Annotated in this window: 6 protein-coding genes and 1 pseudogene; 5 read left to right on the forward strand and 2 right to left on the reverse strand. The window is 67.4% G+C overall.

Annotated elements, in window-relative coordinates:
• The first annotated feature begins 114 nt into the window (after positions 1 to 114).
• Positions 115 to 1656 carry an FAD-dependent monooxygenase gene (locus V5F78_RS11795; protein ID WP_394067882.1) on the forward strand — a complete coding sequence of 514 codons (1542 nt, stop codon included), beginning with the start codon at positions 115 to 117 and terminating at the stop codon, positions 1654 to 1656.
• Between the two features lie 212 nt (positions 1657 to 1868).
• Here V5F78_RS11795 and V5F78_RS11800 read toward each other — a convergent pair whose 3' ends face one another.
• Positions 1869 to 2090, reverse strand: coding sequence for a TetR/AcrR family transcriptional regulator C-terminal domain-containing protein (locus V5F78_RS11800; protein WP_509276224.1), 222 nt, complete (start codon positions 2088 to 2090; stop codon positions 1869 to 1871).
• Positions 2091 to 2156: 66 nt separating this feature from the next.
• Here V5F78_RS11800 and V5F78_RS11805 point away from each other — a divergent pair.
• The 4 genes and pseudogenes from V5F78_RS11805 to V5F78_RS11820 form a co-directional block, all read left to right on the forward strand.
• A pseudogene (locus V5F78_RS11805) lies at positions 2157 to 2600 on the forward strand (efflux RND transporter permease subunit); the annotation flags it as partial.
• A 1011-nt stretch (positions 2601 to 3611) separates the two neighbouring features.
• A complete protein-coding gene (locus V5F78_RS11810; protein ID WP_394067881.1) occupies positions 3612 to 11705 on the forward strand; it encodes a hypothetical protein in 8094 nt (2697 codons plus the stop codon).
• A gap of 125 nt (positions 11706 to 11830) precedes the next feature.
• On the forward strand, positions 11831 to 12676 hold the full coding sequence (locus V5F78_RS11815) for a universal stress protein (protein ID WP_394067879.1): 846 nt from the start codon (positions 11831 to 11833) through the stop codon (positions 12674 to 12676).
• Positions 12677 to 13190: 514 nt separating this feature from the next.
• Complete coding sequence (locus V5F78_RS11820) at positions 13191 to 13514, forward strand: twin-arginine translocation signal domain-containing protein (RefSeq protein WP_394067877.1); 324 nt, start codon at positions 13191 to 13193, stop codon at positions 13512 to 13514.
• An 80-nt stretch (positions 13515 to 13594) separates the two neighbouring features.
• Here the strand turns inward: V5F78_RS11820 and V5F78_RS11825 are convergent, their stop codons facing one another.
• Positions 13595 to 14152: a DUF1269 domain-containing protein gene (locus tag V5F78_RS11825; protein ID WP_394067876.1), complete on the reverse strand. Its 558-nt coding sequence runs from the start codon at positions 14150 to 14152 to the stop codon at positions 13595 to 13597.
• Positions 14153 to 14277: the final 125 nt, after the last annotated feature.

Genomic DNA, 14277 nt, shown 5'->3' on the forward strand with positions numbered 1-14277 from the left:
GCCTGAGATCCCCACGACGAACGTCGGGCGCTGTTGAGGCGCCGTTGCGTTCGTCCGTGCGGTCTCGGAACCGAGGAACGCTCCGGTCGAACATCTTCGACCCAGGAGCCGTCCATGCGCATGTCCCACGCTCACAACCACGATGTCATTATTGCCGGCGCCGGCCCGGTCGGCTTGTTTCTCGCGTGCGAGCTGCGGCTCGCACAGGTCTCCGTGCTTGTCTTGGAGCAAGCCGCCGATCCGCGCTCACCCTTGAAGGCACTGCCGTTCGGGATGCGCGGCCTGTCGGCGCCGACCATCGAGGCCTTCTATCGCCGCGGCCTGCTCGATGCGATCGTCGCGGCCCAGCGCGCCAATGATGCCGCAGGCACGACCAAGGCCTCTGCGCACTGGATGCAACAAGAGCGGCGGCCGGCGGGCCACTTTGCGGGCATCCCATTCTTTCACGAGGATATCGACGCCGCGAGGTGGGCGCATCGGCTGCCCAGCCCGGCTGGAGTCAATCTTGCGGTGGAGATGCAGTCCCTCGAATCCGTCCTGGCCACGCAGGCGACGGCAATGGGGGCGGAGATCCGGCGCGGCGTCGATGTCGAGGACTTCCACGAGACGGATGTTGGGGTGATCGTCCGCGCTGGGGAAGAGACCTTCCACACACGCTGGTTGGTCGGTTGCGACGGGGGCCGCAGCACGGTGCGCAAAGCTGGCGGCTTCTCGTTCGTGGGCACCGATCCCGAGTTCACCGGCTATTCGGTCAAGGCCGATCTGGCCGACCCGGATACTCTGAGCCCGGGGCGCACCTACACCCCCACGGGCATGTACACTTATGCCAAGCCCGGCATGATCGCGATGGTCGATTTCGACGGCGGTGCCTTCCACAGGACACGGCCGATCACGCGCGAGCACGTGCAAGCGGTGCTGCGACGGATCTCGGGCACCGACGTCACCCTGTCCACGCTCCACCTTGCAGCCACCTGGACGGACAGCGCCCGCCAGGCGACGGCCTATCGCCGGGGGCGGGTGCTGCTCGCGGGCGACGCGGCGCACATCCATTCACCCCTCGGCGGCCAGGGTCTCAATCTCGGCCTCGGCGACGCCATGAACCTGGGTTGGAAGCTGGCCGCCACCCTTCACGGCCGAGCGCCCGCCGGACTGCTCGACAGCTATTTCGCCGAGCGGCATCCGGAGGGAGCCCGGATCCTCGACTGGTCGCGCGCCCAAGTGGCGCTCCTGCGGCCCACACCGAGCACCCGCGCGCTCGAAGCCATCGTCCGCGATCTCATGGGAACGCGGGACGGGGCAACCTATTTCGCTGAAAAAGTGTGGGGTTTATCCCTGCACTATGATCTCGGTGGCAGCCATCCGCGCGTCGGCCAGACCGTCCCTGATTTTGAACTGGCCGATGGAACGAAGGTGGGACGCCTTCTGCGAGACGGCCGTGGCCTGCTCCTGGACTTCGCCTCCGATGCACCGTTACGGGCGCTTGCGAACCGCTGGCCGGGGCGGATCGATTATATTTCTTCCGATGTGAAGGATCGTCTGGGATTGAGCGCGGTGCTCGTGCGCCCTGATGGTTTTATTGCCTGGGCCAGCGACACCGCCCCCCATGATGAGGGCGCCCGACAGGCCGCGTCGCGCTGGTTCGGCGTGCCCGGATGACCTTTTATCGGCCTTACTGCGCCACTTGGTCCGCGGACCAGGCATTTGGCTTGTTCAGCCGATGCCCAATTCGCGTCGCGGGACGTCCGAAACGACCGGAGCGCCGCCGCTCATGCTGAGATCTGCAATCGCAAATGAAGTCTTCTTGGCGTTTCCGGCGGACCGGCGCCTTTGATCATGTCTTGTAGAAGGCGAGAAACATGGCAATTCCGCTATTGATCAAATGATCGGCGGCGCGGGCGGGCGGGCGGAGGCGGAAAGGCGAGGGTTCCCGTCAGCTTGATATCTTCTGTGACGAGCGCGAGAAATTGGTGCGCAGCGAAGTCGGGATCGGGGATGCGCAATTGCCCGTCGCGGCTGAGCGCAGCCAAATACGCTGCGATCTGCTGAATGGCGGCGCCGGGTCCGGCGGCCACATTGATGTGGTGTGGCACCCTTCGAATACGTCATCATCGGGGGCATCGCTCTCGGCGCCTTCATCATCGCCAACACCATGTGTGGTGGCCGGCTTCATCACGGCGCCGCTGGAAAACGCCATCGCCCAGGCCAACGGCATCGACTACATGACCTCCACCAGCACCACCGGCACCAGCACCATCACCGCGAACCTGCGGCTCAATTACGATACCGTAAAGGCGCTCACCGAGATCAACACCAAGGTCAATTCGGTGCTGAACCAATTGCCCTCCGGCACGCAGCAGCCGGTGCTGACGGTGAAGGTGGGGCAAACCATCGACGCCATGTATATCGGCTTCCGAAGCGAGGCCATCGCCGCCAATCAGATCACAGATTACCTGATCCGCGTGGTGCAGCCGAAGCTGCAGGCGGTGCAAGGCGTGCAGACTGCGGAGCTACTCGGCAGCAAGACCTTCGCCATGCGCGCCTGGCTCGACCCAATCCGGCTCGCGGCCTATGGCGTGACCGCCACGGAAGTGTCCACCGCGCCGTGCAGCAAGCCTTCGGTCCGTTCGCCATCGCCCGCCGCGAGGCCTGAAACAGGAGCTCTGCAGGGCTGGAAAATCCTGCGCGAGGAGCGGCGGGGCACGCTGGACTTGCCAAGGTCCAGGGGCGCTCAACTTGCGGCGCAGCGAGAAACGCCCGGCGACGCCCTGTTTTCTTCCTGCGCTCGGCGCGAGCAAGCCGCTGAGACACCGACAACCCGAAAACTGACGCTGGGACCCTTCGGCGCGAAGCTGCCCCTGCACCTGCCGCCAAGTGTCAGCTCCCGGGCCCGCCCGCAGGCGTCTGCGGCGGTCTGGCAAACTGCTTCATGCGCTCGAAAGGTATTTCGATGAACTTCCACATGACGAAACCGACCAGCATGACGGGGATCATAGAAAGCGCCAGCTGCATATACGCCTCGCTCATGCCGCTCGAAAAAGACACACCTAAAGTAAAATGCAAATCAGCAAAGGAATGACGGGCGTTAATATTTCCCCTCTACGCGATTCAAATCGATTAAACATTTGACGATTAAAACCCCTGAAGCAGCCGCGGTATCGCATACCTGTTGTAGACCGAAAACCTCGACATTGACAGGACCGGGCGCCGGGACGACTTCCTCAATCCTTCGTGGTGACGGTAAAGAAAAAACTGTGCCTACGGCATGATGCATTAATTTCAGATTTTTTTATAAAATAAATAAAACAGTTTTCGGTTGTAAAAAGCAGGATTCTGGTCGGGCCGACCCTGGTTTCACACCGTTTCCCCGCGCGCTGGCGCAACCTGCGGAAAGCCTTCTGAAAGCGGTACGCGGCTTGGGCGCATATGCGCTTCGCGGTCTGTTTTCGCCACCGTGACGAGGCGCCAAAGCCCTGCTATTCAAGCTAAAGCCTCGCGGCGCCAGCAGCGTGCGGGAGGGGGTCTTTCGGGGGCGAGAGATGGATTTGCCATTCGGGGGTCGGGCCGGCAAAAGGCGGTCCGCGCAGGCGTCGCGCTATCTGACATCCACCTCGTTGGCATCAATCTGTCTCGGCGGCCCGCTGGCGCTTCTGCTCTCCGCGAGCGGTGCGGCGGGGCAAAGCTTCACCTGCGTCGCCACCTCCTGCACCACCGATAATGCCACTTGGTACACAGCCGACAGCAACGGCACGCAGGGCACGAACTCGTCGGACAATGATTATCCCGGCGGAACGGGAAATCCGGGAACATCGGCGCAGGTGGGCAATGCCTCGACCACCGCCATCGCCATCTACGCCACCTCGATCGGCGGCTTGGGCGGCAGCGGTGCGGAGGCGGGATTGGACGGCGGCCATCTGACCCAGGGTCCCTCCAATGGCGGCGACGGCGGCTTGGGGAACATCGCCACGGCGATCAACAGCGGAACCATTTCCATTCCCGCGGGCGCGGCGACGGTGCGATCGGCGGTGAATGCCTACGCCACCGGCGGAAACGGCGGTGCAAGCCAGGATGGATCCGGTTTCAACGGCGGTTCGGACGGCGGCTCGGGCGGCATGGGCGGCACCGCAACCGCGAACAATAGCGGCAGCCTCACCTTGATCTCGAACGGCGCCAGCGGCCTCCTCGCCGTAGCGTCGGGCGGAAACGGCGCGATGGGTGGCGACGGCGGCTTCGGCTCGGGCGCTGGCAACGGTGGCAGCGGCGGCGCGGGCGGAACGGCAAACGCCACCAATGCGGCCGGCGGTGCCATTTCCACCGCCGGCTCAGACGCCGCGGCGATGCTCCTCTATGCGCTCGGCGGCACCGGCGCGAACGGGGAAGATCCAGGCAATGATTACGGTGCCGGCAATGCCGGCAATGGCGCAAAGGGCGGCACGATCGGCGCCACAAACAATGGGATGCTGATCACCTCCGGCTACAGCTCCGCTGGCATCTGGGCCGATGCCAGCGGCGGCGCAGGCGGTGCGGGGGGCGACGACGAGGGGTCCGGCTCAGCCGGTGGGGCGGGCGCCATCGGAGGCACCGTCATTCTGGTGAATTCCGGCACCATCACGACGACCGGAGGATTGTCGTTCGGCGTCGGTGCCGCTGCCACCGGCGGCGCAGGCGGGCACGGCGGCTATGGCGCCAGCGAATACAATTCCATGGGGTCCAGCGGCGGCAACGGGCTCACCGGCGGCACCGCGACCGTCAACACCACCGCCAGCTCCGTCATCGTCACCACCGGCGCCTCGTCCTTTGGCCTTTGGGCCCAGGCGAACGGCGGCGCGGGCGGCAATGGCGGCGGCCTGGAGGCCGGCGCGGACGCGCCGGGCGCGGGTGGCACCGGCGGAAACGGCGGCGCGGCCAGCATAAATGCACTTGGCACGGTCGCCACCTCGGGCGCGAATGCGCCAGGCATCGGCGTCTTCGCGCTCGGCGGGAACGGCGGCACCAGCGGCGCGCTGACGAGCGGCGGCGCAGGCGGCAACGGCGGCACGGCAAGCGCCATCGTCAATCTCGCGGCAAACTCGAACGGCGCGCCCACCGCGTCGGGCACCGCGTCGGACGCCCTTGTGGTGATGGCGACCGGCGGCGCCGGCGGCACCGCGGATACGGGCGGCATCGGCGGGACGGGCGGGACGGCAACGGCGATCGTCACCGGCACGCTTTCCACCACCGGCGATACCGCCTCGGCGGTGGTCTGGGCCGTGGCGAATGGCGGCGCGGCAGGCAACAGCACCGCTTCGCGGGGTAGTGCCGGCAGCCTCGGCGGAACAGCCGGAACCGCCAGTGCATCCCTCGGCACGGCCCAAGGAGGCACGGCGCAGATTTCCAGCACGGGCACCTATTCCCCCGGCGCCGGCGCCACCGCGATCGGCGGGGCGGGCTCTGCGGCGTCGCCCGGCAACAATTTCGGCGACGGCGGAAATGGCGGAAACGGTGGAGGCGGCAGCTCGGCGACCGTGGTCGCCTATGGGGGAAGCACGATCTCCACCACCGGCGCCAATTCCGCAGGCCTTTATGGGGCGAGCGACGGCGGGGCCGGCGGCCAGGGGGGCAGCTTTTCCAACGGCGGCACCGGCGGCAAGGCCGGCACAACGCAGGTTACCAACGGTGCCGCGATCACCACGTCCGGACCGAGTGGCGCCGGCATCCTCGCCACCGCCATCGGCGGCGCCGGCGGCAGCAACCCCAACCCGGATTCCAGCAATCTTCAGGGTTATGGCGGAAACGGCGGCAATGGCGGCACCGTCACCCTGACAAACAGCGGCACGATCCTTACCTCCGGCGACACTTCCGACGGCCTTGCGGCAACGGCGGCCGGTGGCGCGGCCGGAACCGCGGCGCTCGGCAATGGCGCGGCGGGAAATGGCGGAACGGTCACTCTCACCACCACTGCTTCCTCGATCATCGCCACCCAAGGCACGGGATCGAGCGCGATCTGGGCGGACGCCTCTGGCGGGACCGGCGGATCGGTCACCATCACCGCGGGCGGCATCATTTCCACTGCCGCCAGCAACGCCCCTGCTCTGCTCGCCACCAGCTTCGGCGGCATCAGCAATAGCTCTGGCCTCGGTGGAGCGGGCGGCACAATCACCGTCACGGCAAACCTCGCCCTGCCCAATGGCGGCGCGACGACGGCGGCGGCCAATTCGGCGGGCCTGCTGCTCCAATCGACCGGCGGCGCGGGCGCGGGCAATGCGGCTGGCGCAGACGGGGGCGGGGGCGGCGCGGTTACGCTTAACCTCACTGGAAACGTGACCACCGGCACGAGTCTCGCCGGCGCGAACTCTTCATTTTCGCCGGCCGCATGGATCGCCAGTACCGGAGGCGCGGGCGGAGCGGCCTTGAGCGGCTATGGCGCCCATGGTGGAGCAGGCGGCAACGGCGTCACCGCCACCCTGAATTTCGGCAACAGCGCCGCCGTGGCGGCCCAGGCGGTCACCTATGGCACCAGTTCGGCGGCGCTCGGCGCGGTCAGTCAGGGCGGAACGGGCGGCGACGGCTCCTCCGCCAATGCGGGCGACGCGAACGGCGGGGCGGGCGGGACCGGCGGTGGAGCCGGCGCCAGCGCGCTCACCACTTATCTCGGCACCTCCGTAACCACCTACGGGGCCACCTCTGCCGGCCTCGTCGCCCTCAGCGTCGGCGGCGATGCGGGCACAGGTTCCGACCAGAACGGCACCGTCGGCAATGCCGGCAAGGGCGGCCAGGGCGGAAGCGGCGGCACGGTGTCCGTCACCAACGCCGCCGCCATTACGACCTACGGCACCTCCTCCTACGGCATCTATGCCGCCGCGCTGGGCGGCAAAGGCGGCGCCGGCGGGCTCTCCTCGGAGACCTTTGATTCCGATGGCGGCGCGGGCGGAGATGGCGGCTCGGGCGGCTCCTTGTCCGTGGACTACGCGGTGACGGTGACAAGTTCCGGCACCATCACCACCAGCGGCACCGGCGCATATGGCATTTACGGCCTCAGCCAGGGCGGCAGCGGCGGGGCCGGCGGGGCGGCCAACGGCCATGTTTACGAACAAGGCGGCAATGCCGGAAATGGCGGCGCGGGCGCCGGCATCTCGCTGACCAATACGGGCCTCATCAATACCTCGGGCGACCAGGGCTACGGCATGTTCGGCCAGTCCATCGGCGGCGGCGGTGATTCCGGCGGCGCAGTGGACGGGCTCGGGCCCATCTCCATCACGGTGGGCGGCAACGGCAGCGGCGGCGGCGCGGGCGGCGCGCTGAACCTGCTGAATGCCGGCCTCATCGCCACCACCAATGATTCCGCCATCGGCATGTATGCGCTGAGCGTCGGCGGCGCAGGCGGGGCGGGCGGGACGGTGGGCACCACCTCGGGAAGCTTCGTTGTGCCCAGCGTCGCGGTGGCGCTCGGCGGCGGCGGTGGCTTCGGCGGCAATGGCGGCGCCATCGAGGTCATCAACGGCGGGACCATCACCACCCAGGGCCTGGACGCGGCGGGCATCGCAGGACTCAGCATCGGCGGCGGTGGTGGCTCCGGCGGCAATGCGAATTCCAGCTCCTACAGCCTCGGCTATGGCGAAATCCCGAACATCGGCGTCACCATCGGCATCGGCGGTTCAGGCGCCTATGGCGGCAACGGCGGCGAGGTGACGGTCGGCAACCTCAATTTCATCAGCACGCAGAGCGACCAGGCCTATGCCATCCTCGCCCAGTCCATCGGCGGGGGCGGTGGCAACGGCGGCAATGCCGCCACCTCAACCTATACCTACGGCTCCTCGCTGGTGCTTGCCCTGTCGGTGGCGGTGGGCGGCGGCGGTGGGGGCGGCGGCATCGGCCAGACCGTCACCGTCATCAACAATCCCAACGCCTCGCTGACCACATCAGGCTTCGCGGCGGATGCGATCTATGCCGCCAGCATCGGCGGCGGCGGCGGCAATGGGGGCACCGGCACGGCGGCGACCTCGGTGAGCCTGCCCTGGTCCTGGTCGGGCCAGCAGGATGGCGTCGACCTGAGCACGAGCATCATCCCGTTCTCGTTCAATGAATCCTTCGCCGCATCCATCGGCGTGGGTGGCACCGGCGGATCGGGCAATATCGGCGGCACTGTGAATGTCACCAACAACGGCTTCATCAGCACCTCCGGCGTCGATGCGCGCGGCATCTTCGCCCAATCGGTCGGCGGCGGCGGCGGGACGGCGGCGGCGGGACAAGCCGCAGGCACCGACGATTACCAGTTGAACCTCTCGGTGGGCGGCAAGGGCGGAAGCGGCGGCGACGGCGGCGCGGTGACGGTTGTCAACGCCGCAGGCGCCAGCATCGCCACCACCGCCGACGGGGCTCATGGCATCGAGGCGCAATCGGTGGGCGGCGGCGGCGGCAGCGGCGGCACCGCCTCGTCCGATCCCGCGGGCGCGCTTGCCGGCGTCCTCGTCGACACGATCGAATCCGAGCTGAAGGCGATCCTCGCCGCCAAGCTGCCCGCCTATGCGAATTCCGAGGCTCTCAAGCTGTCGTTTCCCACCACCGAGGCGAATATCGCCGTCGGCGGCGCGGGAGGAGCGGCGGGCAACGGCGGCGTGGTCACCGTTTCCAACGCCGGCAGCATCACCACCCAGAACGACGCTGCGTTCGGCATCTTCGCCCAGTCGGTGGGTGGCGGCGGCGGCAATGGCGGCGGCGCCACGCTCTCGGGCAGCAACGTGATCAATGTGAATGTCGGGGTGGGCGGCGCCGGCGGCGCGGCGGGAACCGGCAATCTTGTGACCGTGACCAACACGTCGCTCATCACCACCCAGGGGGATTCCGCCTTCGGCATCCTCGCGCAGAGCGTGGGTGGCGGCGGCGGCGTTGGCGGGCTGGCGGTGGATTCGACCAGCCTCTCCCTCACCGCCTCGATCACGGTGGGCGGCGCCACGGCCGCGAACGCCAACAACAACAATACCCAGCAAGGCGCCACCGGCGGCGCCGACACGGTTCAGATCACCAATTCCGGCACCATCAAGACATCGGGCAGCGAATCCCACGCCATCGTCGGGCAGGCGATCGGCGGCGGCGGCGGCGTGTTCATCATCAATCCCGAACAGGCCGGTCTGAACGGCCCCACCAATGCCGAGATCGTCTCCCTGGAAAACCAGATCGTCCAGGGGCTGCTGGGCCTCGGCGTGGATCTCAACGCCATCGCCGCAGCCTATGCGCAGCAATTGTATGCCGCGAACGGCACCCTCGCGCTTACCATCGGCGGCTCCGCGCTGACCAGCGGCGGCGGCGGCATCGTGAACATCACCCACACCGGCACGGTCACCACCAGCGGCGAGGCTGCGTTCGGCATCCTGGCCCAATCCATCGGCGGTGGCGGCGGCTTTGCCACCGACGGCGCGGGTCCGACCATGCCGGTCACCGTCACGGGCGGCGTCGGCGGCAGCGGGGCCGGTGCCGGCGGCAACGTGAACATCCTGCTCGGCGGCGGCAGCAGCATCCACACCACGGGCACCGGCGCGATCGGCATCTTCGCCCAGTCCATCGGCGGCGGCGGCGGCTATAGCGGCGCCATGAACACGTCGGGCATGAGCGTGCTGCCGCCGAGCGTGGACCCGGACGTCAATATGCTTTCGGGCCTCGTAACCATCGCCATGGCGCCGAATACGCAGGGCGGCATGCTGATCTCCACCACCGGCGCCAATGCACACGGCATCTTCGCACAGAGCCTGAGTGGCGGTGGCGGGGCCATCGGTTCGCCCCAGGGCATCGTGCTTCCCCCCGCCACCGGCACTTTGCGTGGCGCTTACGGCTTGTTCGGCGGCGGCGGCGTGAACATCGACTTGACCGGCACCATCTCCGCCACCGGCGCGGGGGCCGCCGGCATCTTCGTGCAAAGCGGATTCCAGGGCACGAATGGCGCTATCATCGGTGGTGGCGGCACGATCAATGTGAATTTCACCGGCACCTTGGTCGGCGGCAGCGGCTCCGGCGCGGCCTTGGTGCTCCAGGGCGGAAATCCGAACAATACCGTCACTTTTGGGGCGGGCAGCACTGTCAGTGCCTTGTCCGGCACCGCGATCATCGGAACTTATGAAAACTTTGCCATCACCAATGCCGGTATCCTCTCCGGCAATGTGGACCTCACTCAAGCCCAGGCGAGCACGTTCGAGAATGCGGCCGGAGCTCTTTTCAATGCCGGGGCATTGGTCGGGCTCGGCGCCAGCACCACGTTCGAGGGCGTTCCCTATGGTGGCACGTTCACCAATGCCGGAACGCTGAATCCGGGCGGGCGGAAGGTGGAGCTTTCCACCATGTTGCAGGGAAATTTCACGCAAAGCCCAGGCGGCGTCCTCGGCATCGACATCAACGCCGCGATCAATGGCGGGCAGACCAACGACGTCCTCAACGTCTCCGGCACCACCATCCTCGGCGGCAGCGTACAGCCGCTGGTGGGCGCGAACCTGCTGCCGCTCACCTACACCATCCTCTCCAGCACCGGCGCCATGACCGGCAGCGCACAGGTGATCCAGCCTTCCGCCCTGGGCGTCGTCAAGTTCGGCCTGAACCAGCAGGACAATACGCTGCTGCTCATCCCGACCGCGAATTTCACCCCTTCGGGCGTGTCCCTCACCGCCAACGAGGCGGCGATGGCGCAGTCGCTCCAGCAATCCTGGAACACCACCTCCACCGGCTTGTCCTCGGTGTTCGCCAGCCTCGCCAATGTGCAGACGGCGGCCGGCTACCAGCGCGCCTTGCAGAATCTCTCCGGCGACCAGATGCAAGCCGCTGCCGTGAACCAGACCCGCGGCGCGCGCGCGTCTCTGAATGCGGCCTTGAGCTGCCCGGTCTTCTCCGGCACCGGAACCCTGCTGGCAGAGACCGACTGCACGTGGGCACGGGTCATCGGTAGCCGCGCGGAGCAATATGCCGATAACAAGGGCAGCGGCTTCACGCTCGACGCCCTCACCTATCGCATCGGCACCCAGAAGGAAGTGTTGACCGACTGGTTCGTGGGCGCGACCGTCGGCTATTCGGACACCTCGCTCTCCACCAATAACGGCTTCGGCACCTCGGACGGCCAGGGCGCCGACGGCGCGCTCTCGGTGAAGCACCAGGTCGGGCCGTGGCTGTTCTCGCTGGCCGGGCATGCCGGGTTCGGCAGCTATGACAACAGCCGCAACATCTTCCTCGGCGGCAACCGTTGGATCGCCGAAGGAAACGCCAGCGTGTTCACCGCCGGCGCGCGGGCCCGCGCCTCCTATGAGCTGGTATTCGCCAATTGGTATCTGCGGCCTTATGCCGATCTCGACCTGCTCTATACCTATATGCCCGGCTATTCCGAAACGCAGGCCGGGCCGCTGAACCTCTCCATCTCCTCGCTCAAGGAATGGACACTCGCCTTCAGCCCGGCGGTGGAGCTTGGCGCGCGCATCGACCTTGGCCCGGACTATTGGCTGCGGCCCTATGGCAGCGTCGGCGTGACCTTCCTGTCCAACGACAACCTGGAGTTCCAGAGCCGCCTCGCGGGCGCGGCGCCGATCGTCCCCAGTTTCATCAATTCGGTCCCCCTGCCCGCGACCCTGCTGGACGTGACGGGCGGCCTCCAGCTGGTGAACGCCAAGGGCTATGAGGTGCGCGCGGAATACAAGGCGCAGATGGGCAATGACTTCCTCGCCCAGGAATTGAGCGCGCGCCTCTCCGTGCCGTTCTGACCGCAGGCCGCGTGTCCGCCGGCACAGATCCAGGGCGCCGGCACACGGTTTTGACCTGAATCATACAGCCATGGGCGTCCAATGCCGTAACGTAAGACAATAAGGAATACGTGAGGAATAACGCCGTGACCTCTGTCTCAGATTTCAAGAGCATCCTCGTCGGCATCACGGAAGAAGGCACGGACCGCGCCAGCTCCGCATTGGCCTACGGCCTCTCCTTCGCCCAAGCGGCGGGCGCGCACCTCACGGTGCAAGCGGCGGCGCTGAAGGTGAGCGTGCCGCGCAGCGCCCTCGGCCCTTTCGCCTCGGAACTCGCCGGCTCGGAAAACCGCCGGGTTCGCGAGGCGGCGGTCGCGACATTGGAGCGCGCGCGGGGCACGGCCGATGCCTCTGGCCTCACGTGCTCGGTCGAAACATTGCAATTGCCGCTCGCGGACCTGCTGGAAGCGTTCGTCGGCCAGGCGCGGGTGCATGACATCACCGTGCTGGAAACCACGCCCGAGCCGATGGAAATCAGCCGCGACATCATCGAGAACGTGGTCACGCGTGGCGGTCGCCCGGTGCTCGCGGTGCCGCCGGGCATCACCACCTTTCGCGCCGAGCGCATCGTCATCGCCTGGGACGGCAGCGAACGCGCCAGCCGCGCCGTCGCCTTCGCCCTGCCGCTGTTGAAGGCCGCGCAGGAGGTGGAAATCCTCTGCATCGCGGGCGAAAAGGATCTCGCCCACGCCATCCCCGGCGCCGAGCTGGCGCCAAACCTCGCCCGGCATGGCGTCAATGTCAGCGTGAACGACATAAGCGTGCGCGATGGCGATGCGGCGGAGACGCTGCGCGGGCAAGCGGGCTTGTTCCGCGCTGACATGGTGGTGATGGGCGCGTTCGTTCATTCCCGGCTCCAGCAATGGGTGCTCGGCGGCTTCACCCGCGCCTTGATCGAGCGGTCGCCCGTGCCGCTGTTCCTGGCGCATTGAGCCCGGCGGATTGCGCCCGCGGTTTCCGCATACCCGACCGACCGGCGCGCCCCGCGCCGGTCTCGCGCATCCGCCGCAATGGAAGAAAATCCTCGAGTTGCGCCGGCGTGACCCATTCATTCGCGCGGAACCCTCGGCCAGCTTTTGAAGGACCGTGCGGTCGGCCTCTTGGGTGGCTGGGTCCCCGCGATGGCGAACGAGGGACGACGCGGACAGCGGCGCAGGCATCTGCCTACCCCGCGCGGAACCGTCGATCGGCCTCGCTTGGAACGCGGCGCCGGCGCACCAAAGCTCCTTTCCACAAACACGGTTAACGCAGTCTTCCAGAACGGCTTGCAGCCACCCTCGCGATTTCAATAACTTACGCGCAAGTGCCGCGCTGGGGGACAGATGGCGATGCCCCGGCCGCGCGATTGCGCCCAAAAACGCCATAAGGCTCACCCACACGTGGCTTGCCGCCAGGGGGAGTGCCTGATTCCGCCCGGTGCGCCGGACGTATTCAAGGATATCTCCCATGATTTCTCGACGGTCCCTTCTCGGCGGTCTGCTGACCGCCGGCATCGCCGCCGCCGCGCCCATTGCCGCGTCGAGCCAGGCCGATGCCCAGGTCTTCATTCAGCCGCCACCGCCGCCGCTGCGCATCGAGCGCCGCCCGCCCCCGCCCCGTCCGGGCTGGGTCTGGGTGTCCGGCTTCTGGACCTGGGATGCGCGTCGCCGCCGCTATGTGTGGGTCCCCGGCCGCTGGGTGGCCGGGCGTCCCGGCTGGCGGTATCGCGATGGCACCTGGGTGCGCCGGGGCAACACCTGGGTCTACCACCCCGGCGGCTGGTGGCGCTGAGCGCATCGCCGACATGAAAAAGGGACCGTCCGCCAAAAGGCGGGCGGTCCCTCTGTTTTGCGTAAGACGATCCGAAAGACTCACGCGGTCGGCGCGGCCGGGGCTCCGCCGATGGTCGGAGCCGGCGCGGGCTCGCTGGCGACTTCACCCGCCGCATGGGCGGCGAGCGCGTCACGCAGCGCATTTTCCTTGGTATGGTCGAAGGACGTGCTCATCACCGTGCCGCCGACGCCGCGCAGGTCTTCCAGCACCTTGTCCGTGGTCATCTTGCGGATCAGCAGGAACAGGCCGGCGGTGCCCGGCTGGAGCGCGCCGGCGGCATCCTTCACGAACTGATCATTGATGCCGACATCGGTCAGCGCGCCACCGAGCGCACCCGAGGCGGCGCCGATGGCCGTGCCCACCAGCGGCATCATGAAGATGAAGCCGATCAGCGTGCCCCACAGCGCGCCCGACATGGCGCCGGTGGCGGTGGTGTTGATCAGCTGGTTCAGCTTGATGTGGCCGTTCTCATCCTTGACGGCGATCACCGCATCGCCGAGCTCGATGAGATATTCCTTCTGCATGCCCAGGATCTTGTCACGAACCTCGACGGCCCGCTGCTCCGTGGGGAAGGCGATGAAGACAAGATCACTCATGGCCGGTTTCCTTAAAACGCGCTGCAATTATCGACCGCGCCTTCTGGCGCGGCATGGCAGCTTCGGCCGCAGGTGCCGGCGGGCGTTCAACCCGCCCGAAAGCCTCCCGCGCGCCGGAAGCCGGC

This window comes from Roseixanthobacter glucoisosaccharinicivorans (genome assembly GCF_043195095.2).
Classification (GTDB): domain Bacteria; phylum Pseudomonadota; class Alphaproteobacteria; order Rhizobiales; family Xanthobacteraceae; genus NCEH01.

Coding starts and splice junctions, on each gene's coding strand:
- V5F78_RS11820 (WP_394067877.1), top strand. CDS start 13,191: ATGATTTCTCGACGGTCCCTTCTCGGCGGTCTGCTGACCGCCGGCATC.
- V5F78_RS11795 (WP_394067882.1), top strand. CDS start 115: ATGCGCATGTCCCACGCTCACAACCACGATGTCATTATTGCCGGCGCC.
- V5F78_RS11825 (WP_394067876.1), bottom strand. CDS start 14,152: ATGAGTGATCTTGTCTTCATCGCCTTCCCCACGGAGCAGCGGGCCGTC.